The organism is Nonomuraea sp. NPDC049607 (assembly GCF_040675375.1).
Lineage (GTDB): Bacteria > Actinomycetota > Actinomycetes > Streptosporangiales > Streptosporangiaceae > Nonomuraea.
This window is the reverse complement of the sequence record NZ_JBFAOV010000026.1, coordinates 96,699-122,781: the sequence shown is the minus strand read 5'-3', so window position 1 is coordinate 122,781 and position 26,083 is coordinate 96,699. Positions and strand designations below refer to the sequence as shown.

Sequence of the window (26,083 nt, the reverse complement as noted above, 5' to 3'; positions counted from 1 at the left end):
GAGGCTACTTTAGATCCGTGAGCAAGATTCCCGCCGCGCCCGAGCCGCTTTCCGCACCGGTGTTCGACAGCCACTGCCACCTGGACATCATGGTGGGCAACCGGCAGGCGTCCTCGGGCGACCCGGTGGCCCAGGCCGCCCAGGCGGCGTCGGCCACCGTGCGGAGCATCCTGCGCGACGCGCGCGAGGTCGGCGTGACCAGGCTCGTCACCATCGGGTACGACCTGCCCTCCTCGCGGTGGAACGCCGAGGTGGCGGCCGAGCAGGAAGGCGTGTACGCCGGGGTCGCCATCCACCCCAACGAGGCCCACGAGGCGACCCCCGAGGTGCTGGCCGAGATCGAGTCGCTCGCTCGGCAGGCCGACGTCCGCGCGGTGGGGGAGACCGGCCTCGACTACTTCCGCGACTGGGCGGCCAAGGACGACCAGCACGCGAGCTTCCGCGCCCACATCGAGATCGCCAAGCGCACCGGCAAGGCCCTGGTCATCCACGACCGCGACGCGCACGACGACGTCCTGAAGGTGCTGGCCGAGCAGGGCGCGCCGGACAAGGTGGTGTTCCACAGCTACTCGGGCGACGCCGAAATGGCGAAAAAGTGCGCCGAAGCTGGATATTTCATGTCCTTCTCCGGGCCCGTCACCTACAAGAACGCGGGCTACCTGCGTGAGGCCGCCGCCGTCGCCCCCATGGAGCTCATGCTCGTCGAGACCGACGCCCCCTACCTGCCGCCGGTCCCGTACCGGGGCAAGCCCAACGCCCCCTACCTCATCCCGCTCACCCTGCGCTGCCTCGCCGAGGTCAAGGGTGTCCAGCCGGACGAGTTGTGCGAGGCGATCAGCACGAACGGAGTCACGGTCTTCGGCGAGTGGTGACCATCTTTGCGTGAAGCGGTGGAGGCGGGCGCGCCGCCGCCGCTAACGTTCGGGCGGTCCCAGGCCGTATCCGGAGGTGGTTCGTGCGAGGCAGGAGGCGTGCGCCGCGTCCGCGGATCCCCTGGCGTTCTCCGTGGACGCCGGTGGTGTGCGTCGTCGGTACGCTGGCCGCCGGCCTGCTGGTCGCGGTCTCGTACCTGGTCAAGGACGTCGTCGTGGTCGTCGACGGCACGCCGGTCGCCGTCCGCGGCTTCGCCGGGCAGGTGGCGGACGTGCTCGCCGACGCGGGCGTGACCGTGGGGCTGGGCGACGTCGTGCGTCCCGACCTGAGCGCCGACCTCGCCGACGGCTCCACCATCGAGGTACGCCACGCCCGCCCGATCACGCTGACCCTCGACGGCCGCACCACGACCCACCTGGTCACCGCCACGAACGTCCGGGACGCCCTGGCCGAGCTCGACGTCGAGGCGGCGGCCGGCAGCCTGTCCGCGCCGCCCGGCCGCCCGGTGCCGCTGTCGGGCATGTCGCTCACGGCGTTCACCGAGCGCAGGGTCTACGTGGTCACGGGCACCACCCGGCTCGCCGCGCGCACCACCGCGCGCACCGTGCGGCAGGTGCTCCGGCAGGAGCGCGTCGTCGTCCGGCACGGGTCCATGGTGCGACCGCCGCTCGGCAGCTTCCCCAAGGACGGGACGGTCATCACGGTCATGCCGCCGCGAGCCGTACGGGTCCCCTGGGAGGTGACCAGGCTCGACTGGCAGGCGCTGGCCAACTGCGTGGCGCGCGGCGACCCCCTGGCGTACAACCCCGACGGTCCCTACTACGGGATGTACCAGTTCAGCCTGCCCATGTGGCAGGCGGTCGGCGGGGTGGGGCTGCCGAGCGCCTGGCCGGAGGAGGAGCAGACCTACCGGGCGCAGCTTCTCTACCAGCGGGTCGGCGGACGGTGGCAGACCCAGTGGCCGAACTGCGGCGATCACCTGTTCAGCTGACGCGCTTGGAGGGGGCCGCTCACCCCGCCAGTGAGGTTCCGAAGTCGGTGCCCTTGGGCGGTTGCAGCGACTGGAGGTCGTCGGCGTTGCGCGGCGCCACCGCGACCTTCCCGTACGGCGGGCCGTCCGGCTGGCCCACGAAGAGCTTGTTGCCGCTGAACGTCACCGACCAGCCGAACAGCCCCTCCGCCCCCGGAAGCTTCCGGTCGTCGGCCGGGTTCCGCCACGAGAACACCTGGACGCCGCCTCCGTAGGGCGCTCCGACGGCCAGCCTCCCGTCGGAGGAGGCGGCCATCGAGAAGCCGAACGCCTGCCTGCCGCCCTGTTTCACCATCCTCGTCTGTTTCTTCGCCGGGTCGAGGAACTGCACGTAACCGGGGCCCGGGGCGCTGATCGCGTACCCGTGGCCCTCGGCGTAGGCGACCGCGTAGCCGTACCGGTCGCCGGAGGTCTTGGTGGGGGAGTCCAGTTTCAGGCTCGCGATCCGGGGAGCCAGCACGTCGTCGATGAAGACCGCCGAGCCTGAGTCGATCTTGCCGGACTGGACCTGCCGTCCCGCGCCGTCGTCGTTCTCGTACGGGACGCCCACGACCAGTCCGTTCTTCGGGCCGATCGCCAGTGACCAGCCGAACTGGTCGCCGACCTCGCTGTTGCCGCGCACGTCCACGGTCTCCTGGCTGATCCGGCGCAGCGCGCCCGTGCCCTGGCGTACGTAGACCGCGCCGGCGTCCTGGATCTGGCCGTCGTCCTCGTAGGGTGCGCCGATCACCATCAGGTTCCCCCTGGCCGCCAATGACCAGCCGAAGTGCGCGGACCGTTGCGGCTGCGGGGCGGTCAGGCGTTGCGGGGGCGCCGCCTTGCCGCCGTAGACGACGTAGACGCTGCCCGCGTCCTGCTCGCCGTCCACGTCCGCGAAGGGGGCGCCGATCAGGAGGTCGGCGCAGGCGTCGCCGTTGACGTCGGCCAGCCGTACGGACCAGCCTAGCCCGTCCCCCTTGACCGGCCCCGGCACGGCCACAGGGGTCACCTTGTCGCCCGACAGCAGGTGGACCGACCCCTTCTGGCCGTCGCCGAACGGGTCGCCCACGGCCACGTCGTCCGCGCCGTCACCGTCGACGTCGGCGGCTCCCGCGCACGCCACCGCCTGCGCGGAAGCCCGCACCGGGAGCGGGACGCCTGCGAGCACGACGGCCATCACCACGGCCGTCCTGACGGGTCCGGTGAGATTCACAGGGCGACCTCGATCTGTCGGCCGTTCTCCAGCATGGTCGCGGTCATCTTCGCGGGCCTGCGATAGGGCGCCAGGTCGAACACGAAGGCGCCGTCCACCCGCTCGCCCGGCTGGATGGCCGCGGGCAGCGCGACCTGGGCGGGGACGTGCTCGCCGCCCTTGTCGTCGACCATGGTGACGACGGGACGGCCGAGCGGACGGCGTTCGCCGCCTGGATTGATCATGGTCCAGTGGACCACGCAGAGCTGCCCCTTCGTGGTGGTTCGTCCCTCGAACTCCTTCAGCCCGCACGTCGGTGCCTCCGGCACCACCGCGACCGGGTCGTCGAAGTTCCCGCCCAGGGCGAACCTGCGGCCCACGTCGCCCGTACGCGGGTTCGTCACGGTTCTGGAGGGGCTGTTGGAGGTGGCCACGCCGGGGGAGTCGCGGCTGGAGTTCACGATCAGGACCGTGACGGTGACCACGATCGCCAGGACGGCCGCCGCGGCGGCGATCAGCCAGCGGGTGCCCTTCGTGCGAGTGCCGCCCAGGGTGTCGGGTTCGTCGGGCGGATATGTCAGAACACCCGGATCCGTACCCGCACCCGTCCGGGGTTCGGCGCGGGTCCGGGACTCTGTGCTCGTTCGGGGATCGGCGCGGGTCCGGGGTTCGGTGTCCGACCGAGGTTCGGCCCGGGTGTGGGGCTCGGTGCCAGGCCGGGGACGGGCCTGTTGCTCGCCCGAGGTCCCCTGCCTGCGCGCCAGCAGGCGGGCCTGCTCCAACTGGCGCTCGTGCTCCTGGCGGCGAGCCTGCGCCTGGGCCTCCCAGCGGGCCAGCTCGTCGCGGGCGGCCTGCTCCTCGCGCCGCGCCAGCTCGTCCAGGGACGCCTGCCCCCCAGGTAACCCGGCCCCCGGAGCGCTCCGGGGGGTGGGCGCCGCGTCCGCACCGAACGCCCCCGGCACCTTGGGCCGCCCTGCCCTCTCTCCGCCCCCCGCCCCTGACGGCGCTCCCGACCCCGCCCCAGAACCCGGCCGCGTCCCCGTCCCAGAACCGGAGCCGGAACCCGACCGCGGCCCGGCCCCAGGGGCGGGGCTTCGGGCGCCTGTCGCGTCGCTCGGCGGCGGGGTCGTGAACGTGGCCGTGACATCCGGCTCGTCCACGACGTTCCGCGGCGGCTCCCAGTCGGTCAGCATCTCGGTGGCGACCAGCGTGGGTGGATTGTCGGCGATCGCCGGCGTGCTCCCGCCCACCAGCGCTATCAGCAGCTCCTGAGCCGTGGGCCGCTGCGCGGGATCCATGGCGGTGGCCCGGCGTACCAGCTCGTTGAGCGGCGCGGGAAGCGCGCCGAGATCGGGCGGCGTGTTCAGGACGCGGGTCGCCATCGTGATGGGATCGCCCCGCCCGAACGGATGCCGCCCGTTCCCCGAGTACGCCACCAGGCACCCCCAGGCGAAAATGTCGGCCGCCGGGGACACGAGCTCGCCGCGCACCTGCTCAGGAGCCCACCACCCGGGGCTGCCGAGCAGTTCGCCGGAGAGCGTGAACCCGGTCTCCCTGTCCAGGGCCCTGGCGATCCCGAAGTCGATCACCCGCGGCCCGGACAGCGACAGGATGACGTTGGCGGGCTTCAGATCCCGGTGCACGAGCCCGGCCACATGGATCGCCGCCAGCGCCGCCGCGACCCCCAGCGCCACGCCGTGCAGCGGCCCGGGGTCGAGCGCCCCGAAGGTCGTGATCTGGTCGGAAAGGGGCGTGCCCGCGATGTACTCGGTCACCATGTACGGACGCCCGTCCCCGGTGTCGCCGTTGTCGAGCACCTGGGCCGTGCAGAACGACGCCACCCGGCGCGCGTTGTCCACCTCGGCGTGGAAGCGGGCGGCGAACCCCTCCTGATTGGCGAACTCCGCCTTCACCACCTTGACCGCGACGAACCGCCCCGTCGGAGCCCTGGCGAGGAAGACGGTCCCCATGCCGCCTTCGCCGAGCCGTCCGAGCAGCCGGTACGGCCCGATCTCCCGCAGATCGGTGGGACGGAGCGGCGCGGCGCCCGTTGGCTCCATCAGGGACGTCCCTTCCTGTTCCACGCCATCCTCTCCTTAGGTCTCCCCCATCCGCCATCGCAGGTTCTTCGATGCGGGAGACTGGTTGGATGATGAGGCTGTTGGGCCCTGCAGAAATACGTATTTTGGCGAACAAGCTAGATCTGCGCCCCACGAAAAAGCTAGGCCAGAACTTCGTGATCGACGCGGGGACCGTCCGGCGCATCGTCCGCGTGGCCGACCTGTCGGCCGACGACGTGGTCATCGAGGTCGGGCCCGGCCTCGGCTCGCTCACCCTGGCGCTCCTGCCCGAGGCCGCGCACGTGGTGGCCGTCGAGATCGACCCGGTCCTGGCCACCCAACTGCCCCTCACCGTCGCCGACCGCGGCCCGTCCGACCGGCTGACGGTGGTCAACGCCGACGCCATGCGGATCACCCTCGACGACCTCGCCGGTCACACCCCCACGGCCCTGGTGGCCAACCTGCCGTACAACGTGGCCGTCCCCGTGGTGCTCCACCTCCTGGAGAGGCTGCCCTCGCTGCGCAAGGGCCTGGTCATGGTGCAACTGGAGGTCGCCGACCGCCTCGCCGCCGGTCCCGGCTCCAAGGTGTACGGCGTCCCGTCGGTCAAGGCCGCCTGGTACGCCGACGTACGCCGTGCCGGCCCCGTCGGCCGTACGGTCTTCTGGCCCGTCCCCAACGTCGATTCCGGCCTGGTCTCCCTGGTCCGCCGCGAGCCTCCCGCCACCACGGCCACCAGGGAAGAGGTGTTCGCCGTCGTGGACGCCGCCTTCGCCCAGCGCCGCAAGACCCTGAGGGCCGCTCTGGCCACCTGGGCCGGCAGCCCGTCCCAGGCCGAAACGGCACTACGAGCCGCCGGCGTGGACCCGTCGGCCCGAGGCGAACAACTCACCATCGAATCCTTCGCCCGAATAGCCGAACAGAAGCCCTGAGCCGAACGTAGGCCCTGAGCCGAACGTAGGCCCTGAGCCGAACGTAAGCCCTGAGCCGAACGTAAGCCTTGGGTCGGGCAGAAGCCCTGACCTCCAGGGTCTTCGCGGTTGTCCACAACCCCGGCCGCGCGACGAGCGCCCGTCCACAGAACGCCGTTCGGCCCCTCCACCCCCCGCTCGCTCGCATGATCCTGGCTCCCGTCCCTCATCACGACGAAGGAGCCACTCATGACCGCTCGCCGCCACGCCGGCCGGTTGTCGATCGTCCTCACCGGCGGCCTGCTGGCCGTCGCAGGCGCCCACCCCACCCTCGCCCGAGCCACACCGGCTCCATGCCTCCGGGCCACCCTCACGATCCCCGCGGCGGGCGCCGGAGCAACCGCCACCACCGGGTGCCCAGCCCCCCACCACCCCAAGAGACCGAAGCCCAGGAAACCCAGGAAGCGCCCGAGGCACAAGGGCGAAGTCGCAGCCGGCGCGGCCCTGACGCAGCTCGGCGTCTCGTTCTCCTGGGGCGGCGGCTCCTCAAGAGGCCCCACCGTAGGAGTGGGCACCGGCGCGAACACGAGAGGCTTCGACTGCAGCGGCCTCACCCTCTACGCCTGGGCCAAGGCCGGAGTGAGGCTGGGCCACTACACCGGCACCCAGTTCCGCCAGGGCCGCAGGGTCCCCCTCGCCGCCAGGCGCAAGGGCGACCTCCTGTTCTTCGGCGGCACCGGCGACCCCACCCACGTAGCGCTCTACCTCGGCGGCGACCTCATGATCCACGCCCCTCGCACAGGCGACGTAGTCCGGAGAACCAACTTCCTGAGCTCCCCCTACTACCGGGCCGCCTACCGAGGAACCGTCCGCCCCGCCTGACACCGAGGTCACCACAACGACCTCACCGAGCGGCCACCCGCCACGCCCGTCACGGCGGGTGGCCCACCACCTCGAACCCCCGCAACGTCCCCCACCAACTCCAGAGCGCCCGGCCACCACCGTCACCGAAGCGAACGGAAGGCGGCGACCCGAGAAGAAGACCGAGGCAGAATAGGCGGCGATGTCACCGTATGAGGGCCTGAACGGCAGAAAGGCTGACGAAGATCACCCTGCGTGGTCCACAGTCGGCCATCTCACACGTCGAATTCCGAGAACCGCATGTCAGCGCACCCCACCCCGATAACATCGAGTGTCCTTGACCCCGGCAAGCGATGAAAGTGGCAGAAGATCGATGAGTTCGGTGACCGTACGTGTGCCCGCGAAGGTCAACGTGCAGCTTTCAGTCGGCCCGCTCCGGGAAGATGGCTACCACGACCTGGTCAATGTCTTCCACGCAGTGTCGATCTTCGATGAGGTGGTCGCGAAGGAGGCCGAGTCGATCACCGTCACGGTCAACGGCAGGTGGTCCGACCAGGTGCCGCTCGACGACGACAACCTCGCCATCCGCGCCGCCCGCGCCCTCGCCAAGCACGCGGGCCGCTCGTACGGCGCCGATCTGATCATCGAGAAGGCCATCCCGGTCGCCGGCGGCATGGCGGGCGGCAGCGCCGACGCGGCGGGCGCCCTCGTGGCGTGCAACGAGCTCTGGGGGCTCGGCCTGCCCTTCGAGGACCTCATGGAGATCGCCGGCGACCTGGGCAGCGACGTGCCGTTCTCGCTGCTCGGCGGCACGGCGGTCGGCACCGGCCGCGGCGAGCAGCTCAGCGAGCTGCCCACGGGCGGCACGTTCCACTGGGTGTTCGCGCTGGCCGACGGCGGTCTCTCCACCGCCAAGGTCTACGCGGAGTGCGACCGCCAGCGCGAGGCCTCCGACGCCCGCGTGCCCTGGCCCGAGCTCGACGCCCCGCTCATCGAGGCCCTCGGCACCGGCGACGCGTACTCCCTGGGCGCCCACCTGAGCAACGACCTCCAGGCCGCCGCCCTGGCCCTGCGCCCCGAGCTCGCCACCACCCTCGACGCCGGACGCCAGCACGGCGCGCTGGGCGCGATCGTCTCCGGCTCCGGCCCCACCTGCGCCTTCCTGGCCATCGACGCCACCCACGCCCGCGACCTGGCCCACAGCCTCACCGCCACCGGCGCCGCCACCACCACGGTCGCCGCCCACGGCCCCGTAACCGGCGCCACCCTGCTGTAACCCCCTGCCCCCGACCCTCTGCCCCGAAGGGCCTGGGGCGGGTCCGTGCGCCCGTGAGGGCATCAGGTCCGGCAATCCCCGGCCCGCAGACGATCAAGGGACGTCCTGGGCGTCGGGAAGCGGTTGGGCGGACCGATACCCTGGACATGTCATGAATCTGGTCAACCTTGAGTCGGTCTCCCACGCCTACGGGCCCAAGCCGCTCCTCAGCGACGTCTCCCTGGGCATCGAGGCCGGGGAGCGCATCGGCGTCGTCGGCCGCAACGGGGGCGGTAAGACGACCCTGATCTCGGTCATCGCCGGTGACGTGCGCCCCGACAGCGGCCGGGTCACCCACACGCGCGGGCTGCGGGTCGGGTTCCTGTCCCAGCAGGACACCCTCGACCCCGAGGCCACCGTGAGCGAGCTCGTCCTGGGGGACAGGGCCGAGCACGAATGGGCCGGCGACCAGCAGGTCCGCGAGATCCTCACGAACCTGATCGGCGACCTCGACCTCGGCGCCAAGGCCACCGCGCTGTCCGGCGGCGAGCGCAGGCGTACTGCGCTGGCCCGCCTGCTCATCGAGGACCACGACCTGGTCATGCTCGACGAGCCCACGAACCATCTCGACATCGAGGCCATCGCCTGGCTCGCCGCCCACCTGGCGGCCCGGAAGAGCGCCCTGCTGGTCGTGACCCACGACCGCTGGTTCCTCGACGCCGTCTCCACCCGCACGTGGGAGGTGGTCGACGGCCGGGTCGAGCGCTACGAGGGCGGTTACGCCGCGTACGTGCTGGCCAAGGCCGAGCGGGCGCGCATCGCCCAGGCCGCCGAGGAACGCCGCCAGAACCTCATGCGCAAGGAGATCGCCTGGCTGCGCCGCGGTCCGCCCGCCCGCACGTCCAAGCCGAAGTTCCGGATCGACGCCGCGCAGGCTCTGATCGCGAACGAGCCGCCGGCGCGGGAGACCGTCGAGCTGATGCGGTTCGCCGCGGCCCGGCTCGGCAAGACCGTCTACGACCTCGATGACGTCACCCTGCACGCGGGCGGCCCCGGCGCGGGGCCGCTGGTGCTCGACCACTGCACGTGGCAGTTCGGGCCGGGCGACCGGATCGGGCTGATCGGCGTCAACGGGTCGGGCAAGTCGTCGGTGCTGCGGTTGCTCGCCGACGGCGTCCAGCCCGACTCGGGCCGGTTGATCCGGGGCAAGACCGTGCGTCTGGCGCACCTGTCCCAGGAGCTGACCGAGCTCGATCCGTCGCGGCGGGTGCTGGAGTCGGTGGAGGAGATCCGCAAGTACCTCCAGCTCGGCAAGCGGGAGTGGACGGCGTCCCAGCTGCTGGAGCGCCTGGGGTTCAAGGGCGACGCGCAGTGGAAGGTCATCGGCGATCTGTCCGGCGGCGAGCGGCGGCGGCTGCAGCTGCTGCGGCTGCTGATGGACGACCCCAACGTGCTGCTCCTCGACGAGCCCACCAACGACCTCGACATCGAGACGCTCAACGAGCTCGAAGACCTGCTGGACGGCTGGCCGGGCACGCTGATCCTGGTCAGCCACGACCGCTACTTCCTGGAGCGGGTGACCGACCGGTGCGTGGCGCTGCTGGGTGACGGCAAGCTCGCGCTGCTGCCGGGCGGGGTCGACGAATACCTCGAACGCCGCAGCGCCGGCACGGCCGTGACCGCCCGCCTCGGCAGCACCCCTGCCCCGGCGTCCGGCGCTGCGGCTCCTGCCGCGGCTGCCTCCGGCGCCCAGCCGGAGACCGGGCTGTCGGCCAAGGAGGAACGCGAGCTCCGCAAGGAACTCAACCGCCTGGAACGCCAGCTCGACAAGCTCGGCGACCAGGAGGCCCGCCTCCACGCCGCCATGGCCGAGGCCGCCAGCGACTACGCCAAGCTGGGCTCCCTCGATGCCCAGCTACGTGACGTCCTGGCCCAGAAGGACACCGTCGAGGCGGAATGGCTTGAAGTGGCCGACCGCCTCGGCGACTGACCTCACCTCAGCCCAGGCGGCACCCCGAGAAGTGCGGTCACTGGGGGGAGTCGAAGGGGGCGAGGAGGAGGCGCAGGAGGGCGGCCAGGGAGCGCTGGTCGGCGGGCTGGAGGCCGGAGAGCAGGTCGCGCTCACGGCGGAGCAGGCCGGCGAACGCCGCGTCCACCTGGGCCACCCCTGTCTCCGTCAGCGACACCAGCACGCCGCGCCGATCCTCGGGGTCGGGCCGCCGCCGTACCAGCCCGGCCTGGGCGAGCCGGTCGATGCGGTTGGTCATCGTCCCGGACGTGACCAGTGTGGCCCGTAGCAGGGCCCCGGGGCTCAGCTCGTACGGCTTCCCGGCCCGCCGCAAAGCGGTGAGCACGTCGAACTCCCACGGCTCCAGATCATGTTCGGCGAACGCCGCCCGCCTGGCGCGGTCGAGATGTTTGGCCAGCCGTGACACCCTGGAGAGGACCTGGAGGGGCTCGACGTCGAGGTCGGGCCGCTCGATCCGCCATGCCGCGACCAGCCGGTCGACCTCGTCATCCTGTGGCGTCATGACACAGAGTCTACTGTCTTGACATCGAGATATCTCTCTCGATATCAATTATCTCTATGTCAAGAGATATCTGGGACCCGGTGACCTACGCCGTCTACGCCGACGAGCGGTCGCGGCCGTTCATCGAGCTGATATCCAGAGTCGGTGCGGTGGCTCCCGATTATGTCGTGGACGCGGGCTGCGGCAGCGGCGAACTGACCGTGATGCTCGCCGAACGCTGGCCGGGGGCCACCGTCGAAGGCTTCGACGCCTCGCCCGCGATGATCGCGAAGGCCCGCAAACTCGACACCCCGGTGCACTTCGCCGTGGCCGACGTCGAAACCTGGCACCCCGACCGTCCCATGGACGTGATCGTCTCCAACGCTGTCCTGCAATGGGTGCCCTCCCACCACGACGTGCTCGAACACTGGCTGGAGGAGCTGGCCCCCGGCGGCTGGCTGGCCTTCCAGGTGCCCGGCAACTTCGACGCCCCGAGCCACGTCGCCATCCGCGAGCTGTGCGCCTCCCGCGCCTGGGCCGACCGGCTCAGTGATCTCAACAGAAGCAACCCGGTGGACGACCCGGTCCGGTATCTCGACTTCCTCAACGACGGCGGCTGCCAGGTGGACGCCTGGGAGACGACGTACGTGCACCTGCTCCAGGGCGAGAACCCGGTGCTCGACTGGGTCTCCGGCACGGCCCTGCGCCCGATCTTCGACCGGCTCGGCCCGGAGGAGCAGCGGCAGTTCAAGGCCGACCTCGCCGGGCCGCTCGCCGAGGCCTACCCGGCCAGGAGCTACGGCACCCCCTTCCCCTTCCGACGGATCTTCGTGGTGGCCCAGAAATGACGATCAAAGCCCTGCACCATGTCCAGCTCGCCGCGCCCCGAGGCAGCGAGCCCGAACTCCGCGCCTTCTACGAGGGCGTGCTCGGGCTGCGCGAGGTCCCCAAGCCCCCGGAGCTGGCCAGACGCGGCGGCGCCTGGTTCCGCGGCGACGGTGTGGAGATCCACGTCGGCATCGAGGACGACTTCAGGCCCGCGCGCAAGGCCCACCCGGCCTTCCTGGTCGAGGACCTCGACGCGTACGCCGCGAAGATCCCCGACGCCGTGCCCGACGACCTGTTCCCCGGCTACCGCCGGATCTACGTCACGGACCCGGTGGGCAACCGCATCGAGCTCCTGCAAGCCGTGTGATGTTCACCTCCAGGTGGCATCATGGGCCGAAATCGGACACTTGTGAGGTGCAGTGGGCATCGAGATCGAGGACAAGTTCGACGTTCCATCCGACTACACGATCCCGGACCTGAGCGGCCTGGCCCAGGTCACGGGCCCGCGCAGCCATCAGCTCGTGGCGCTCTACTACGACACGCCCGATCTGCGGCTGGCCGCGCGGGGCGTCACGCTCAGACGCAGGCGCGGCGGCGACGACGCGGGCTGGCACCTGAAGCTGCCCAAGGCCAAGGGCGTGCGCCAGGAGATCACGTGCCCGCTCACCCGCAGCACCAAGATCGTGCCGCCGGAGCTGGCCGAACTCGTCCGGGCCTATGCCAGGGGGGCGGAGCTTCAGGTCGTCGCGGAGCTTGACACCCGTCGCAGCGTCACCCTGCTGCACGACGGCGGTACCGGTCTGGTCGAGATCGCCGACGACCGGGTGAAGGGCACCGTCCACCGGGACGGCAAGGTGCTGCGGTGGCGTGAGGTCGAGGCCGAGCTCATGGCCGAGGACCGGCGGGACCTGCTGGCCAAGGTCGGCAAGCGGCTGCGCAAGGCGGGGGCGAGCCCGGCCGGGAGCGCCAGCAAGCTCGCCCGGCTCCTCGACCCCACCCCGCCCGCCAGAGTCGCCACCGAGCCCGGTACGGCCGCCGACACCGTCATCGACTACCTGTCGAGCCAGGTCGCCGCCCTCCTCGGCCAGGATCCACGGGTGCGTAGGGCCGAGGAGGACGCCGTCCACCAGATGCGGGTGGCCTCGCGCAGGCTGCGCAGCGCGCTCAAGGCGTTCAAGTCGGTGGTGACCGGTACGAAGACGATCCAGGACGAGCTGCGATGGCTCGGCACGGTCCTCGGCGAGGCCCGCGACCTTGAGGTGACCAGGGCCAGGTTCGCCGGGGAGCTGGCCGGCCTCGCCCCCGAGCTGGTCACCGGCCCCATCCGCACCCGTCTAGGCTCGGATCTGCACGAACGCGAGCAGGAGGCGTACGAGCGCATCAAGGACGCACTCAGCGGCGACCGCTACTACACCCTCCTGGACGCCCTCGACGCGCTGATCGCCACCCCCGACCTGGGCAAGGCCGCCGCCAAACCGGCGAAGGAGAAGCTCACCGCCCTGGCCTCCGCGGGCTGGGACCGCGTGACCAGGGCGTACGAGGCCGCGCAGGCCGTCGAGGACGCCGAACGCCGCGAGATCGCCCTGCACGACGTCCGCAAGGCGGCCAAACGCGCTCGTTACACCGCCGAAGCGCTCGAACCCACCCTCGGCAAGGACATGGCCAGGCTCGCCGAGCTGGCCGAGAACGTCCAGGAGATCCTGGGAGCACACCGGGACGGCGTACTCGCCCAGCAGACGCTGGCCGAGCTGGCCGAGGTCGCCCGGCAGGCGGGCGAGGACACCTTCACGTACGGGCTGCTGATCGGGATCGAACGCAACACGGCAGAACGTGCCCAGGCCGATTTCCCCAGAGTCTGGGCGGAAACCGTGAAGGCGGTTAAGAAGGTTCTATGACGAACCTTCCGGCAATCCCCTTCGCGCGCAGCGACCCCCTCGAAGTCCCGGCGGCCTACCGGGAGCTGCGGGAGAAGGAGGGCATCGCGCGGGTGCGCACCTCGGTGGGCGACGAGGTCTGGCTGGTCACCGGTTACGAGCAGGCACGCAGCCTGTTCACCGACAGCCGGCTCGGACGTTCCCACCCCGAGCCCGAGCGGGCGGCGCGCGTGTCGAACTCCGTCCTCCTCGGCGGTCCGCAGGGCGAGGTCGCCACCGAGAAGGCCGACCACGAGCGCCTGCGCAAGCTGTTCACGCCCGCCTTCTCGGCCCGGCGGATGAGGAGGCTCGCCGGCCACGTCGGCTCCCTGGTCGAGGAGCGGCTGGACCACATGGCCGGGCTGACGCCGCCGGCCGACCTGCACGCCGAGCTGTCCTTCCCACTGCCCGTGCTGGTCATCTGCCGGCTTCTCGGCGTCCCGTACGAGGACAGGGAGTACTTCAGCGGCCTGTCCGCGGGCATGGCCGACCTCCGGGACGAGGCGGCCGGCCAGGCGGCGCGGGCGGAGCTGAGCGCGTACATGGCCGGGCTGATCGAGCGCAAGCGGCGCGAGCCGGCCGAGGACGTCCTGTCGGACCTGGCCGGCGAGCTGGACGACGACGGCAAGATCGCCGAACTGGCCGCCGGCCTGCTGTTCGCCGGGCACGAGACCACGGTCAACCGCATCGACTACGGCGTGCTCCTGCTGCTGGCCAACCCCGGCCAGCTCGCGCTGCTGCGGGCCGACCCCGCGCTCGCGCCCGCCGCGGTCGAGGAGATCCTGCGCATGGCCGTGCCGAGCCTGCACGGACTGCCCAGGTACGCCCACGAGGACATCGAGATCGACGGCCGCACGATCCGCCGCGGCGAGGCCGTCGTGCTCAACCCGGGCCCGGCGAACCGGGACGAGCGCGTCTATCCCGATCCCGACACCTTCGTCATCGGGCGTCCGCCCACCGACCCGCACCTCGCCTTCGGGTACGGCCCGCGTTTCTGCGTCGGCGCGAGCCTGGCCAGGGTGGAGCTGGAGGCGGTGTTCGGCCGGCTCTTCCAGCGTTTCCCCGGGCTGAGCCTGGCCGTCCCGCTCGCCGAGCTGCCGCGCAACGAGGGCAGGCTGACCCAGGGCTTCGCCCGCCTGCCCGTCACCTGGTGAGCCGTCAGGTCGCGTAGCGCTCGACGCCGACGACGTGCCCGTCCAGCCGGTGCAGCACCGCGAACGCGCCCTTGCGCAGGTGCACGTCCTTGCCGCTCAGCGCGTGGATCAGGTGCGGCAGGACCTTTCCGTGGCTGCACACGGCGGCGGGCACGGCGAGCTCGCCGACCAGGTCCGGCGTCTTGCGCGGGTCCTGGCCCTCCTCGCTGAGCAGCGGCTCGGTCCTGATCGGGGTTCCGTACGGCTCCAGCGTCTGGACGCACCGCCGGCTGGGCGAGCTGACCAGCAGCTCGGGCCGGTAGGCGGGCAGCGCGGTGGCCAGGGCGGCGGCCTGGGAGCCGCCGTGCGCGTCCAGCGGGCGCAGCGCGTCGTCGCCGTCCCACTCGCTCCTGGACCCGGCCGTGCCGTGCCGTACGAGCACCAGCGGCACGGTCGCCAGCGGCGCGGCCTTCAGGGCGCGCAGCAGCCCGGCGTCCCACTCGTAGGTCAGCAGCTCGCGGGCCTGGTCCAGCGGCAGCCAGCGCAGCTCGTCGACCTCCTCGCCCGGCTCGAAGCCGGCGTCGGAGGCGACCCGCGCGGTCCAGTAGTCGACCCGCTTGAGCCGGCCGCCGCTGAGGTAGTGGATCGGGGGCAGGGCCCGGCCCAGGACGACCGTCAGGCCGGTCTCCTCGTCGACCTCGCGCAGGGCGGCGGCGATCACGTGCTCGCCGCTCTCCAGCTTGCCCTTGGGGAAGGTCCAGTCGCGGTAGCGCGGGCGGTGGATCACCGCCACCTCGGGGCTGCTCTCCTCGCCCCTCCAGACGACGGCTCCGGCGGCCCGGAGCAGGTCAGTCATCAACGGTCCTCCAACGCCTGGTGCTGACGAGATGGCTCTGCAGGTCCTCGCCGTGGTGACGGATCCAGTTGCCGTCGGAGTTGAGCCACCACGCGTTCGTGGTGTCGGCCATGGCCAGGTCCATCAGCTCGATCAGGTACGCCTTGTGCTGCTGGGAGGTCACCTTGACCAGGGCCTCGACCCGGCGGTCGAGGTTCCTGCGCATCAGGTCGGCGCTGCCGATCCACACCTCGGGACGCCTGCCGAGGCCGAACTCGTACACGCGGGAGTGCTCAAGAAAGCGCCCCAAAACCGACCTTACGCGGATATTTTCCGACAAATTGGGGATTCCGGGGCGCAGGATGCAGATCCCGCGCACCCACAGGTCCACCGGCACCCCCGCCCTGGACGCCCGGTAGAGCGCGTCGATGATCGGCTCGTCCACCAGCGAGTTCGTCTTGATCCTGATCCGGGCCGGGCGGCCCGCCTGCTGGTGGGCGATCTCCCGGTCGATCCTGGCCAGCAGCCCGCTGCGCATCGAGTGCGGCGCGACCAGCAGCCTCCGGTACGCCGAGTGGTTGGAGTAGCCGGTCAGGTGGATGAACAGGTCGGTGACGTCCTCGCCCACCAGCGGGTCGGCGGTGAGCAGGCCGAAGTCCTCGTACTGGCGGGCCGTCTTGGGGTTGTAGTTGCCGGTGCCGATGTGGCAGTAGCGGCGCAGCTCGCCCGAGGGCTCCTGGCGGACGACGAGGGCCAGCTTGCAGTGGGTCTTGAGGCCGACCACGCCGTAGACCACGTGGCAGCCGGCCCGCTCCAGCTTCCTGGCCCAGGAGATGTTGGCGTGCTCGTCGAAGCGGGCCTTGATCTCCACGACCACGACGACCTGCTTGCCCGCCTCGGCCGCGTCGATCAGCGCGTCCACGATGGGCGACTCGCCGCTGGTCCGGTAGAGGGTCTGCTTGATCGCCAGCACCCGGGGGTCGGCCGCGGCCTCCTCGATGAACCGCTGCACGCTGGTCGCGAACGAGTCGTACGGGTGGTGCAGCAGCACGTCGCGCTCGCGCAGGGTGGTGAAGACGTCGTCCTCGGCGTTGATCACCTCGGCCGGCACGAACGGGCGGAAGCTCAGCTCGCCGCGGTCGAGGTCGGCGATGGCGTGCAGGCCGGTCAGGTCGAGCGGGCCGGGCAGCCGGTAGATCTCGTGCGGGGCCAGCTCCAGCTCCTCGACGAGCGGGGCCAGCACCTCCGGCGTGATCGTCTCCTCGACCTCCAGCCGCACGGGCGGCCCGAACCGCCGCTTGAGCAGCTCCTTCTCCAGCGCCTGCATGAGGTTCTCGGTGACGTCCTCGTCGACGTCGAGGTCCTCGTTCCTGGTGACGCGGAAGACGTGGTGCTGGAGGATCTCCATGCCCTTGAAGAGCTGCCCGAGGTGCGCCGCGATGACGTCCTCCAGCGGCACGAACCGGTCCTTGGAGGCCGGCACGAACCGGGGGAGCTGCGAGGGCACCTTGACCCGGGCGAACACGGTGTGGTCGGTGATGGGGTTGCGCACCAGCACGGCCAGGTTCAGGCTGAGCCCGGAGATGTAGGGGAACGGGTGGGCCGGATCGACCGCCAGCGGCGTCAGCACCGGCCTGATCCGCTCCCTGAACAGCTTGCGCAGCTCCGTACGCTCCTCGCGGCCCAGGTCGTCCCACCGGACGATCTCGATGCCCTCGGTCGCGAGCTGGGGGCAGAGCCGGTCGTGGAAGGCGGCGGCGTGCCGCTTGGCCAGGGAGTCGGCGATCGTGGCGATCCTGGCCAGCTCCTCGCGCGGCTTGAGCCCGCTCTTGGTGCGCAGCAGCAGTCCGGTGGCCATGCGCCGCTTCAGGCCGGCCACCCGTACGCGGAAGAACTCGTCGAGGTTGCTGGCGAAGATGGCCAGGAAGCGGACCCGTTCGAGCAGCGGGAGCGACGGGTCCTCGGCCAGTTCGAGTACGCGCTCGTTGAACTGGAGCCAGCTTTCCTCACGGTTGAGGAACCGCTCCTGTGGCAGGGGCAGATCGTTTCCCGGTTGCAGCGGTTCCGCGGACATATGGCCTATATTGCCCCGATTGGTTGAACGGAACGTTAACGTAGCCGCAACGACTCACTCCGGATGGTCGGCCTGCTCCAGGCGTGCGGCGCGCTCGGCGAGCCTGGCCTCCCGCTGACGGATCTTCTCCTCGCGCTCGCGGGCCTTCTCCGCCTCCTTCAGCACCCGCTCGCGCTCCTTCAGTTCTCGTACCCTGGCCTTCTCCGCGTCACGCAGCTCACGCTGGCGCAGCTTCTCCGCTTCCTTGAGCTCCTTCTCGCGCGCCTTCTCGAAGTCGCGCAGCTCCTTGTCGCTGACGCGCGGCTTGGCGGCGGCGGCCTGGTTGCGGGTGGCCACGGAGATGACCGGGCTCGGGTTCAGCCCGGTCAGGCCGTTCCAGGCCAGGTTCACCAGGTGCGCGGCGACCTCCTCGCGGCCCGGCTTGCGCACGTCCAGCCACCATTGGCCGGTCAGCGCGACCATGCCGACCAGCATCTGGGCGTACATCGGGGCGAGCTTGGGGTCGTAGCCGCGCTCCACGAACTCGTCGGCCAGGACGTCCTCGACCTGGCTGGCGATCTCGCTGATCAGGCTCGCGAACGTGCCCGTGCCCGAGGCCGCGTGCGAGTCGCGCACCAGGATGCGGAAGCCCTCGCTGCTCTCCTCGATGTACTGCAGCAGGGCCAGGGCGGCCCGCTCCAGCTTGATGAGGGAGTGGGAGGCGGCGAGGGCCGAGGTGATCATGCCGAGCAGCTTCTGCATCTCGCGGTCGACGACGACCGCGTAGACGCCTTCCTTGCCGCCGAAATGCTCGTACACCACAGGCTTCGACACCTGCGCGGTGGCGGCTATCTCCTCTATGGAGGTCCCGTCGAACCCCTTCTCGGCGAACAGCGTGCGGCTGATCAGGATCAGCTGCTCTCTGCGCTCTCTACCGGACATGCGCCTGCGAGATCGGGGTTCGGTCACGGGTTCCATAATGACGGCCACGGACGAATGGCCGTTCATCGGCTGATTCTCATCAGGCAATGCGCTTCGCCGCCAGGCGTTCTGGCGTCGGCCAGCGCACGTCGTACACCCAGCCCGCCCGTTCGAACAGGCGGATCAGGCCGGCGCTGAGGTCGATCTGGCCCTTGAGCGCGCCGTGCCGGGCGCAGGTGGGGTCGGAGTGGTGCAGGTTGTGCCAGGACTCGCCGAACGACGGGATGGCCAGCCACCAGACGTTGCGCGACTTGTCGCGCGTCTGGAAGGACTCCTCGCCGAAGACGTGGCAGATCGAGTTGATCGACCAGGTCACGTGGTGCAGCAGGCCGATGCGGATCAGCGAGCCCCAGAACAGCGCGGTCAGGCCGCCCTGCCAGGACCAGGTCAGCAGCAGGCCGAGCACGCCGGGCAGCAGGACCGAGACGAGGGCCAGCGTGGGGAACCACTTGTGCAGCTTCTGGATGTCCTCGTCCTTGCACAGGTCGGGGGCGTACTTCTCGCGGTTGGTGCGCTCGCTCTCGAACAGCCAGCCCATGTGGGCGTACAGCAGGCCCTTGGACATCGACTTGAAGCCGGGGCCGAAGCGCCACGGCGAGTGCGGGTCGCCCTCCTTGTCGGAGAACTTGTGGTGCTTGCGGTGCGTGGCCACCCAGTCCAGCACGGACATCTCCAGCGACAGGCTGCCCGCGATGCCCATCGCGATCTTCAGCGGCCGCTTGGCCTTGAACGAGCCGTGCGTGAAGTAGCGGTGGAGCCCGACGGTGACGCCGAGCCCGGAGACGACGTAGAAGACGAAGGCGATGACGATGTCCGTCCAGCCGAGTCCCCATCCCCACGCCAGGGGAACCGCCGCCGCGATCGCGATCAGGGGCAGACCCACCACGAGTCCGAACGTGACGAGCTCTGCCTTGGATTTCGGGTCGGGTTCGAAGTCGGGCTTCGGCGTGGGGGAGGAACGCTCGGCGAGAACGGTCATGGGCTACCTCCAACGACATGTATGAGGACGAATGTCCGGGCTACGCCACCGTAACCTACGCCATCGTAAGTAAGGAAGCCCTAAGCTGTGGATGTCACATAGCTGACGGCCGGTCCGTCGAGGTGAGTGGGTTTCCTACCTTGCGGCTTTTGGGGTGCTCTGTTATGCGCGCAGCGCGCCGACTACCCGTCCATGGCCCTGGTATTCGCGGACACTGGAGATGTGCGAGAGAATTGAGGGCGCATACGCCCGTGCGGGCTCGGTATCGTAGGGGCTGTGTGTCGGACGCCACGGTGTCCGGTCCATCCCGGATCGTCTAATCGGCAGGACAAGTGGTTTTGGTCCACTTTGTAGGGGTTCGAGTCCTCTTCCGGGAGCCTTGAGTGTCATCCCAGCGGCTCCCCGCGCGAGAGAGTTCCGAAGCGGGCAGGTATCCTCACGGTGTCGGGGGGGTTGCGGTGCGGTAGCCGCGCCGACGACCCTGATCCGTCCAGTCACAGGGAGCCTCAGTCCGTGAGTGTGCCGCGCCCGGCAGCCGTCATCGTCCTCGCCGCGGGCGAGGGCACCCGGATGAAGAGCCAGACCCCGAAAGTCCTGCACGAGCTGTGCGGCCGCGCGCTGGTCGACCACATGCTCGCCGCCGCCCGCGACCTCGGTCCCGAGCGGCTCATCGTCGTCATCGGCCACGCGCTCGAACAGGTCGGCGGCCATCTGGCCGCCACCAGCCCCGACGCGCGCGCCGTCGTCCAGCGTGAGCAGCGCGGCACCGGCCACGCCGTCCGCACCGTGCTCGAAGAGGTCGGCACGATCGCCGGCACGATCCTGGTCACCTACGGCGACGTGCCGCTGCTGCGCGCCCAGACCCTCGCCACCCTGCTCGACAAGCACGCCGCCGACGGCAACGCGGTCACCGTGCTGACGGCCCAGGTGCCCGACCCGACCGGCTACGGCCGGATCATCCGCGACCCCTCCGGCGCCGTGCTGGAGATCGTCGAGGAGAAGGACGCCGACGACGAGCAGCGCGCGATCAAGGAGATGAACTCCGGCATCTACGCCTTCGACGGCCTGCTGCTCGCCGACGCCGTCAAGCGCGTGTCCACCGACAACGCCCAGGGCGAGGAGTACCTCACCGACGTCCTCGGCATCCTGCGCGGCGACGGCCACCGGGTCGGCGCCTGCGTGGCCGCCGACCACGTCGAGGTCGAGGGCGTCAACGACCGCGTCCAGCTCGCCTTCGCCCGCAAGGTGCTCAACCGGCGGCTGCTGGAGGAGCACATGCGCGCCGGCGTCACCGTCATCGACCCGGCCGCCACGTGGGTCGACGTGGGCGTCGAGATCGAGCCCGACGCCGTCATCCACCCCGGCACCCAGCTCCACGGCCGCACGGTCGTCGGCGCAGGCGCCGAGGTCGGCCCGGCCACCACGCTGACCGACACCCGCGTCGGCGAGCGCGCCGTCGTGCGCAACGCGGTCTGCGACAACGCGGAGATCGGCCCGGAGGCCAACGTCGGCCCCTACGCCTACCTGCGCCCCGGCACCGTGCTCAGCCGCAGGTCGAAGGCGGGCACGTTCGTCGAGATGAAGAACACCAAGGTCGGCGAGCGCTCCAAGGTGCCCCACCTCACCTACGCCGGCGACGCCACCATCGGGGAAGACGTCAACATCGGCGCCTCCACCGTCTTCGTCAACTACGACGGGGTCGACAAACACCACACCACCGTGGGCGACGGCGCGTTCGTCGGCTGCGACACCATGCTCATCGCTCCCGTGACGATCGGCGACGGCGCCAACACCGCGGCCGGATCCGTGATCGTCAACGACGTACCCCCAGGGGCGATGGGCGTGGCCAGGGCGCGACAGCGCAACATCGAGAAATGGGTCTTGCGCAAGCGCGCGGGCACGAAGTCGGCCGCCGCCGCCGAACGGGCGCTGGCCGAGCGAGCACAGCAGGAGAACGAACAGTGACCAGCATCAAACAGCCGGGCGAGAAGAACCTCATGCTCTTCTCCGGCCGGGCCTATCCAGAGCTGGCCGAAGAGGTTGCCGAGCACGTCGGCGTCTCGCTCACCCCCACCAAACTGATCGACTTCGCCAACGGCGAGATCTACGCCCGCTACCTTGAGTCCGTCCGCGGCTGCGACGCGTTCGTGATCCAGAGCCACACCGGTCCCATCAACAAGTGGATCATGGAACAGCTCATCATGGTCGACGCGCTCAAGCGGGCCTCCGCCAAGCGCATCACCGTGGTCATGCCGTTCTTCGGCTACGCCCGCCAGGACAAGAAGGGCCGCGGTCGCGAGCCCATCACGGCCCGGCTGATGGCCGACCTGTTCAAGACCGCGGGCGCCGACCGGCTCATGTCGATCGACCTGCACACCTCGCAGATCCAGGGCTTCTTCGACGGACCCGTCGACCACCTGTTCGCGATGCCGGTCCTGGAGAGCTACCTGAAGAACAAGCTCGACCTGGCGAACACGACCGTCGTCTCGCCCGACACCGGCCGCGTCCGCCTGTCCGAGCGCTGGGCCGACACCCTCGGCACGCCCCTGGCCTTCATCCACAAGCGCCGCGACCTCGACGTGGCCAACTCCGTGAAGGTCAGCGAGGTCGTCGGCAAGGTCAGCGGCCGCACCTGCGTGCTGATCGACGACATGATCGACACCGCCGGCACGATCTGCAAGGCCGCCGACGCCCTCTACGAGCAGGGCGCCACCAACGTGATCGTCGCCGCCACCCACGCGGTCTTCTCCGACCCCGCCGTCGACCGGCTGAAGAACTCCCGCATCTCCGAGGTCATCGTGACCAACACGCTGCCGCTGTCGGAGACCAAGAGGTTCGACAAGCTGACGGTGCTCTCGATCGCCCCGCTGATCGCCCGCGCCGTCACCGAGGTCTTCACCGACGGCTCCGTCACGAGCCTGTTCGAGGGCGACACCTGAGCGAGTAAGCTGTACGGGTTGCGCTCGTAACGCCTTCCGCTAGGGCGGGTGAGGGGGAGCGCGCCACAATCCGATCTCTGCATCCCTAGGAGATGTCATGTCTGAAGTACGTATCGCCGCCGAGTCGCGCACGGTGTTCGGCAAGGGCGCCGCCCGCAAGATCCGCCGCGCCGACAAGGTGCCCGCCGTCCTCTACGGGCACGGCATCGACCCCAAGCACCTGACCCTGCCCGGTCACGAGGTGCTGCTCGCCCTCCGCACGCCCAACGTGCTGATCCGCCTCCAGGGTGAGGGCGTCGACGAGCTGGCCCTGCCCAAGGGCGTGCAGCGCGACCCGATCAAGGGCTTCGTCGAGCACGTCGACCTGCTCCTGGTCAAGCGCGGCGAGAAGGTCACCGTCGAGATCCCGGTCACCACCACCGGCGACGTCAACTCCGAGGGCCTGCTCGACCAGCAGCTCGTCTCGGTGGCCGTCGAGGCCGAGGCCACCCACATCCCGACCGGCGTCGAGGTCGACGTCGAGGGCATGGAGGTCGGCACCGTGATCACCGCCGCGCAGCTCAAGCTGCCGTCGGGCGCCACGCTGGCCGCCGACCCCGAGGTCGTGGTCCTCCACGTCATCGCCAAGCCGACCGAGGAGCCCGCCGCCGAGGCCGCGGAGGCCGTCGAGGGCGAGACCGCCGAGGCCGAGGGCGAGGGCGAGTCCGCCGAGGCCGCCGCCGAGTAAGCACGTCCCGCGAACGGGGGTGGCGCGAGGCCGCCCCCGTTCCGCTGCAAGGGGAGCACATGGACCGCTGGCTGATCGTCGGACTGGGCAACCCGGGGCCCGAATACGCGGGTAACAGGCACAACGCGGGCTTCATGGTGCTCGACGAGCTGGCCGCGCGGGCCGACGGGCGCTTCAAGGCGCACAAGAGCAGGTCCGAGGTGCTGGAGACGCGGGCCGCTGTGCTGGCCAAGCCCCTGACGTACATGAACCTGTCGGGCGGCCCGGTCAAGGCGCTCGCCGACTTCTACAAGATCGGCCCTGACCGGCTGATCGTCGTCCACGACGAGCTCGACGTCCCCTACGGCGCGTTGCGCGCCAAGCTCGGTGGCGGCGACAACGGCCACAACGGGCTCAAGTCCATCACCAAGGTCCTCGGCACCCGCGACTACCTGAGGGTACGCTTCGGCATCGGCCGGCCGCCCGGCCGCATGGACCCGGCCACCTTCGTGCTCAGAGACTTCGCCACCGTCGAGCGCAAAGATCTGCCCTTCCTCGTCGACCGGGGCGCCGACGTCGTCGAGTCGCTCATGGCCCGCGGCCTGGAAGCCACCCAGAACGACTTCCATCGGGCTGATCTGCACATCTCCGGCCCTCCACGCTGATCGCCGCATAGCACCGTTCACCGCCTGTCGCCGCGCACGCGCGGCTACCATCTGTGACTGTCCGTACGGGAACGGGCACGCAGGGGCGCTTCACCGCCCTGAGCAGCGGCGGGAGCGGGGGAAGACGGCATTTGGCGACCGAGGCCGCCTCACGCAGTGAGGCAGGAGAGCCCGTGAAGACCGGCGAGGCCCTCTCGTGGCGGGTCAGCCCGGTGACTCCGGCGTGGATGCGTTCTTACCGGTTCCGTGCCGTCGTGGGCGATCTGTGCGGAGCGGGCATCGGGTCCGCCGCCGCCTTCTGCGGCAGGTTCGGCGGGTTCACCCCGTACGTGCTGCCGTACCTGCTGGTCAGCGTGGCGTTGCCGTGGGTGTGGGTCTGCGCGGTCGCCCTCAACCGGGCCTACGAGCCCCGCATGATCGGCGTCGGCTCCGAGGAGTTCCGCCGCGTCGTGCACGCCGGCGTGGCCTTGACCGCGGCCACCGCGATCGGCTCGTACGTCACCAAGACCGACGTCGCCCGCGGTTACGTCGTGCTCGCGCTGCCCCTGGTCACGCTGCTCACCCTGGTCGCCCGCTACCTGCTGCGGCGCTCGCTCAACCGGCGCAGGGCGGCCGGGGCCTGCATGCGCCGGGTGGTCGCGGTCGGCCACCCGGCCTCGATCGCCGAGCTGGTCCACCTCTTCCGCAGGGAACGCCACCACGGCATGGACGTCGTGGCCGCCTGCCTGCCCTACGGCGAGCCGCCCGGGGTGCTGACCGAGGTGCCCGTCGCGGGCGACTTCGGCGACGTGCCGCTGGTCGTCGACCAGGTGCGCGCCGACACCGTGGCGGTGCTGGCCTGCCCTGAGATGGACGGCGACGCGCTGCGCCGGCTGGCCTGGCGGCTGGAGCGCACCCACACCGAGCTGGTGGTCGCCCCCGCCCTGATGGACGTCGCCGGCCCCCGCACGATGATCCGGCCGGCCGCCGGGCTGCCGTTGCTGCACGTCGAGCACCCCGAACTCACCGGCGCCCGGCAACTGGTCAAGAACGTCTTCGACCGCGTCGTCGCCGCCGCGCTGCTGGTGCTGCTGTCGCCGTTGCTGGCGGCCCTGGCCGTGGCCGTCCGCGGCACGAGCCCGGGGCCCGCGCTGTTCCGGCAGGTCAGGGTGGGCAAGGGCGGCAGGCCGTTCACGATTCTGAAGTTCCGTACCATGCGGCGCGGCTCGGAGCAGCAGAAGATCACCCTGGTCAGCGACCACGACGGGGTGCTGTTCAAGATCCGCAACGATCCGCGGGTGACCCCGCTCGGCACGCTGATGCGCCGCCACTCCCTCGACGAGCTGCCCCAGCTCATCAACGTGCTTCTCGGACACATGTCGCTGGTCGGCCCCCGCCCGCCGCTTCCGGAGGAGGTGGCGCGCTACGGTGACGACGTGCGCAGAAGGCTTCTGGTGCGCCCGGGGCTGACCGGGCTGTGGCAAGTGAGCGGGCGATCTGACCTGTCGTGGGAGGAATCTGTCCGTCTCGACCTGCGTTACGTGGAGAACTGGTCCCTCACGCTGGACCTCCAGATCCTGTGGAAGACTTGGTCGGCCGTCGCCCGCGGGCAAGGAGCATATTGATGACGATTCGCGACGACCACGCCGTAGCCGGCGACCTGGCGACAGAGGCGGGTGAGAGGCTGCTGCGGGTCCGCGAGCGCACCGGGTTCGGCGACTCCGCCGCACTGCGCGCGGAGGGCGACCGGGCCGCGCACGTGTTCCTCATGGAGGCGCTGGCGCGGTTGCGTCCCAGTGACAGTGTCCTGTCCGAGGAGGCCACCCGCGAGGAGCGGCTCGACCCGCGCAGGCTGAGCGCCGAGCGCGTGTGGATCGTCGATCCCCTCGACGGCACGCGCGAGTTCGCCGAGGAGGGCCGGAGCGACTGGGCGGTGCACGTCGCGCTGTGGGAGCGCGGCAAGCTGACCGCGGGAGCCGTGGCGCTACCCGCGCAGGGCCGTACGCTGACGACCGCCGAGCCGCCCGCGCTGCCGGAGTTCGAGAAGGGGCGCTTCCGCATCGCGGTGAGCCGTACGCGGCCGCCGGAGTTCGTCCAGAAGCTGGCCTTCCTGCTGGGGGCCGACCTGGTGCCGATCGGCTCGGCGGGGGCGAAGATCTCCGCGGTGCTCACCGGCGAGGTCGAGGCGTACGTGCACGCCGGCGGCCAGTACGAGTGGGACTCCGCGGCCCCCGTCGCCGTCGCGCAGGCCGCCGGGGCGTTCGCCAGCCGCGTCGACGGTTCGGAGCTGACCTACAACCAAGCCGACCCGTCACTACCGGATATCCTGGTTTCCCTACCGGAGCTGGCGACATCCCTGCTCGCCGGAATTCGGGACCTGCATCGCTAACCGCCGGAGGAA

23 protein-coding genes and 1 tRNA gene are annotated in these 26,083 nt (G+C 70.7%); 17 read left to right on the top strand and 7 right to left on the bottom strand.

All coding sequences use genetic code 11. From position 1 onward, the window contains the following. The first annotated feature begins 17 nt into the window (after window positions 1-17). Window positions 18-872, top strand: a complete 855-nt coding sequence (locus AB0J97_RS37070; RefSeq protein WP_364097713.1) for a TatD family hydrolase — start codon at window positions 18-20, stop codon at window positions 870-872. A 146-nt stretch (window positions 873-1,018) separates the two neighbouring features. Beyond that, window positions 1,019-1,864 (top strand): ubiquitin-like domain-containing protein, encoded by an 846-nt coding sequence (locus AB0J97_RS37065; protein WP_364097710.1) that lies wholly within the window; start codon window positions 1,019-1,021, stop codon window positions 1,862-1,864. Window positions 1,865-1,883: 19 nt separating this feature from the next. Here AB0J97_RS37065 and AB0J97_RS37060 read toward each other — a convergent pair whose 3' ends face one another. Together AB0J97_RS37060 and AB0J97_RS37055 are read right to left on the bottom strand one after the other, a co-directional pair. After that, window positions 1,884-3,095 carry an FG-GAP-like repeat-containing protein gene (locus tag AB0J97_RS37060; RefSeq protein ID WP_364097707.1) on the bottom strand — a complete coding sequence of 404 codons (1,212 nt, stop codon included), beginning with the start codon at window positions 3,093-3,095 and terminating at the stop codon, window positions 1,884-1,886. After that, on the bottom strand, window positions 3,092-5,134 hold the full coding sequence (locus tag AB0J97_RS37055) for a protein kinase (protein ID WP_364097734.1): 2,043 nt from the start codon (window positions 5,132-5,134) through the stop codon (window positions 3,092-3,094). Before AB0J97_RS37055 ends, AB0J97_RS37060 begins: the two co-directional genes overlap by 4 nt. Window positions 5,135-5,205: 71 nt before the next feature. On the opposite strand from AB0J97_RS37055, the gene rsmA reads away from it, so the two are divergent. The 4 genes from rsmA (at window position 5,206) to AB0J97_RS37035 (ending at window position 10,151) form a co-directional block, all read left to right on the top strand. After that, window positions 5,206-6,066, top strand: a complete 861-nt coding sequence (gene rsmA, locus AB0J97_RS37050) for a 16S rRNA (adenine(1518)-N(6)/adenine(1519)-N(6))-dimethyltransferase RsmA (RefSeq protein WP_364097704.1) — start codon at window positions 5,206-5,208, stop codon at window positions 6,064-6,066. Between the two features lie 228 nt (window positions 6,067-6,294). Beyond that, window positions 6,295-6,927: an NlpC/P60 family protein gene (locus AB0J97_RS37045; RefSeq protein ID WP_364097701.1), complete on the top strand. Its 633-nt coding sequence runs from the start codon at window positions 6,295-6,297 to the stop codon at window positions 6,925-6,927. Between the two features lie 352 nt (window positions 6,928-7,279). Beyond that, the gene (locus AB0J97_RS37040) at window positions 7,280-8,182 is read left to right on the top strand and encodes a 4-(cytidine 5'-diphospho)-2-C-methyl-D-erythritol kinase (RefSeq protein WP_357710061.1); all 903 of its coding nucleotides are present in this window, start codon (window positions 7,280-7,282) and stop codon (window positions 8,180-8,182) included. A 151-nt stretch (window positions 8,183-8,333) separates the two neighbouring features. Then, a complete protein-coding gene (locus tag AB0J97_RS37035; protein ID WP_364097698.1) occupies window positions 8,334-10,151 on the top strand; it encodes an ABC-F family ATP-binding cassette domain-containing protein in 1,818 nt (605 codons plus the stop codon). Between the two features lie 37 nt (window positions 10,152-10,188). Here the strand turns inward: AB0J97_RS37035 and AB0J97_RS37030 are convergent, their stop codons facing one another. Then, a complete protein-coding gene (locus AB0J97_RS37030; protein WP_357710067.1) occupies window positions 10,189-10,692 on the bottom strand; it encodes a MarR family transcriptional regulator in 504 nt (167 codons plus the stop codon). 56 nt (window positions 10,693-10,748) lie between these two features. Between AB0J97_RS37030 and AB0J97_RS37025 the strand changes: the two genes are divergently transcribed. Genes AB0J97_RS37025 through AB0J97_RS37010 form a run of 4 tightly spaced genes read left to right on the top strand, consistent with a single transcriptional unit; the run spans window position 10,749 to window position 14,566 of the window. Further along, window positions 10,749-11,519: a trans-aconitate 2-methyltransferase gene (locus AB0J97_RS37025; RefSeq protein WP_364097695.1), complete on the top strand. Its 771-nt coding sequence runs from the start codon at window positions 10,749-10,751 to the stop codon at window positions 11,517-11,519. Then, complete coding sequence (locus AB0J97_RS37020; RefSeq protein WP_364097692.1) at window positions 11,516-11,866, top strand: VOC family protein; 351 nt, start codon at window positions 11,516-11,518, stop codon at window positions 11,864-11,866. Before AB0J97_RS37025 ends, AB0J97_RS37020 begins: the two co-directional genes overlap by 4 nt. A 52-nt stretch (window positions 11,867-11,918) precedes the next feature. After that, window positions 11,919-13,394, top strand: coding sequence for a CYTH and CHAD domain-containing protein (locus AB0J97_RS37015; RefSeq protein WP_364097689.1), 1,476 nt, complete (start codon window positions 11,919-11,921; stop codon window positions 13,392-13,394). Continuing rightward, the gene (locus AB0J97_RS37010; protein ID WP_364097686.1) at window positions 13,391-14,566 is read left to right on the top strand and encodes a cytochrome P450; all 1,176 of its coding nucleotides are present in this window, start codon (window positions 13,391-13,393) and stop codon (window positions 14,564-14,566) included. The genes AB0J97_RS37015 and AB0J97_RS37010 overlap by 4 nt, the downstream gene beginning before the upstream one ends. Window positions 14,567-14,570: 4 nt before the next feature. Here AB0J97_RS37010 and AB0J97_RS37005 read toward each other — a convergent pair whose 3' ends face one another. The 4 genes from AB0J97_RS37005 to AB0J97_RS36990 form a co-directional block, all read right to left on the bottom strand. Next, window positions 14,571-15,401, bottom strand: coding sequence for an NUDIX hydrolase (locus AB0J97_RS37005; protein ID WP_364097683.1), 831 nt, complete (start codon window positions 15,399-15,401; stop codon window positions 14,571-14,573). Then, window positions 15,394-17,454: an RNA degradosome polyphosphate kinase gene (locus tag AB0J97_RS37000; RefSeq protein WP_357710085.1), complete on the bottom strand. Its 2,061-nt coding sequence runs from the start codon at window positions 17,452-17,454 to the stop codon at window positions 15,394-15,396. Before AB0J97_RS37000 ends, AB0J97_RS37005 begins: the two co-directional genes overlap by 8 nt. Window positions 17,455-17,508: 54 nt before the next feature. Further along, window positions 17,509-18,375 (bottom strand): TetR family transcriptional regulator, encoded by an 867-nt coding sequence (locus AB0J97_RS36995; RefSeq protein ID WP_357710114.1) that lies wholly within the window; start codon window positions 18,373-18,375, stop codon window positions 17,509-17,511. A gap of 79 nt (window positions 18,376-18,454) precedes the next feature. Further along, window positions 18,455-19,393: an acyl-CoA desaturase gene (locus tag AB0J97_RS36990; RefSeq protein ID WP_364097680.1), complete on the bottom strand. Its 939-nt coding sequence runs from the start codon at window positions 19,391-19,393 to the stop codon at window positions 18,455-18,457. Between the two features lie 305 nt (window positions 19,394-19,698). On the opposite strand from AB0J97_RS36990, the gene AB0J97_RS36985 reads away from it, so the two are divergent. The 7 genes from AB0J97_RS36985 (at window position 19,699) to AB0J97_RS36955 (ending at window position 26,071) form a co-directional block, all read left to right on the top strand. Next, window positions 19,699-19,770 (top strand) — tRNA-Gln (locus tag AB0J97_RS36985). A 136-nt stretch (window positions 19,771-19,906) separates the two neighbouring features. Beyond that, entirely contained in the window at window positions 19,907-21,358 is a 1,452-nt protein-coding gene (glmU, locus tag AB0J97_RS36980; RefSeq protein ID WP_364097677.1) for a bifunctional UDP-N-acetylglucosamine diphosphorylase/glucosamine-1-phosphate N-acetyltransferase GlmU, read from the top strand. Continuing rightward, window positions 21,355-22,332, top strand: coding sequence for a ribose-phosphate diphosphokinase (locus tag AB0J97_RS36975; RefSeq protein ID WP_125636621.1), 978 nt, complete (start codon window positions 21,355-21,357; stop codon window positions 22,330-22,332). Before glmU ends, AB0J97_RS36975 begins: the two co-directional genes overlap by 4 nt. Window positions 22,333-22,429: 97 nt before the next feature. Continuing rightward, window positions 22,430-23,059, top strand: coding sequence for a 50S ribosomal protein L25/general stress protein Ctc (locus AB0J97_RS36970; protein ID WP_357710094.1), 630 nt, complete (start codon window positions 22,430-22,432; stop codon window positions 23,057-23,059). Window positions 23,060-23,118: 59 nt separating this feature from the next. Continuing rightward, a complete protein-coding gene (gene pth, locus AB0J97_RS36965) occupies window positions 23,119-23,703 on the top strand; it encodes an aminoacyl-tRNA hydrolase (RefSeq protein ID WP_364097673.1) in 585 nt (194 codons plus the stop codon). A gap of 227 nt (window positions 23,704-23,930) precedes the next feature. After that, window positions 23,931-25,307, top strand: coding sequence for a sugar transferase (locus AB0J97_RS36960; protein WP_364097730.1), 1,377 nt, complete (start codon window positions 23,931-23,933; stop codon window positions 25,305-25,307). Further along, window positions 25,307-26,071, top strand: coding sequence for a 3'(2'),5'-bisphosphate nucleotidase CysQ (locus tag AB0J97_RS36955; protein WP_357710100.1), 765 nt, complete (start codon window positions 25,307-25,309; stop codon window positions 26,069-26,071). The genes AB0J97_RS36960 and AB0J97_RS36955 overlap by 1 nt, the downstream gene beginning before the upstream one ends. Window positions 26,072-26,083: the final 12 nt, after the last annotated feature.

What these genes read in the sequence shown, in the direction of transcription:
- AB0J97_RS37035 (WP_364097698.1), top strand. Translation starts at nt 8,334, where the DNA reads ATGAATCTGGTCAACCTTGAGTCGGTCTCCCACGCCTACGGGCCCAAG.
- AB0J97_RS37045 (WP_364097701.1), top strand. Translation starts at nt 6,295, where the DNA reads ATGACCGCTCGCCGCCACGCCGGCCGGTTGTCGATCGTCCTCACCGGC.
- AB0J97_RS37030 (WP_357710067.1), bottom strand. Translation starts at nt 10,692, where the DNA reads ATGACGCCACAGGATGACGAGGTCGACCGGCTGGTCGCGGCATGGCGG.
- AB0J97_RS36990 (WP_364097680.1), bottom strand. Translation starts at nt 19,393, where the DNA reads ATGACCGTTCTCGCCGAGCGTTCCTCCCCCACGCCGAAGCCCGACTTC.
- AB0J97_RS36960 (WP_364097730.1), top strand. Translation starts at nt 23,931, where the DNA reads ATGCGTTCTTACCGGTTCCGTGCCGTCGTGGGCGATCTGTGCGGAGCG.
- AB0J97_RS37010 (WP_364097686.1), top strand. Translation starts at nt 13,391, where the DNA reads ATGACGAACCTTCCGGCAATCCCCTTCGCGCGCAGCGACCCCCTCGAA.
- AB0J97_RS36955 (WP_357710100.1), top strand. Translation starts at nt 25,307, where the DNA reads ATGACGATTCGCGACGACCACGCCGTAGCCGGCGACCTGGCGACAGAG.
- AB0J97_RS37000 (WP_357710085.1), bottom strand. Translation starts at nt 17,454, where the DNA reads ATGTCCGCGGAACCGCTGCAACCGGGAAACGATCTGCCCCTGCCACAG.
- AB0J97_RS37040 (WP_357710061.1), top strand. Translation starts at nt 7,280, where the DNA reads ATGAGTTCGGTGACCGTACGTGTGCCCGCGAAGGTCAACGTGCAGCTT.
- AB0J97_RS37005 (WP_364097683.1), bottom strand. Translation starts at nt 15,401, where the DNA reads ATGACTGACCTGCTCCGGGCCGCCGGAGCCGTCGTCTGGAGGGGCGAG.
- AB0J97_RS37055 (WP_364097734.1), bottom strand. Translation starts at nt 5,134, where the DNA reads ATGGAGCCAACGGGCGCCGCGCCGCTCCGTCCCACCGATCTGCGGGAG.
- pth (WP_364097673.1), top strand. Translation starts at nt 23,119, where the DNA reads ATGGACCGCTGGCTGATCGTCGGACTGGGCAACCCGGGGCCCGAATAC.
- AB0J97_RS36970 (WP_357710094.1), top strand. Translation starts at nt 22,430, where the DNA reads ATGTCTGAAGTACGTATCGCCGCCGAGTCGCGCACGGTGTTCGGCAAG.
- AB0J97_RS37025 (WP_364097695.1), top strand. Translation starts at nt 10,749, where the DNA reads ATGTCAAGAGATATCTGGGACCCGGTGACCTACGCCGTCTACGCCGAC.
- AB0J97_RS36995 (WP_357710114.1), bottom strand. Translation starts at nt 18,375, where the DNA reads ATGTCCGGTAGAGAGCGCAGAGAGCAGCTGATCCTGATCAGCCGCACG.
- rsmA (WP_364097704.1), top strand. Translation starts at nt 5,206, where the DNA reads ATGCGGGAGACTGGTTGGATGATGAGGCTGTTGGGCCCTGCAGAAATA.
- AB0J97_RS37020 (WP_364097692.1), top strand. Translation starts at nt 11,516, where the DNA reads ATGACGATCAAAGCCCTGCACCATGTCCAGCTCGCCGCGCCCCGAGGC.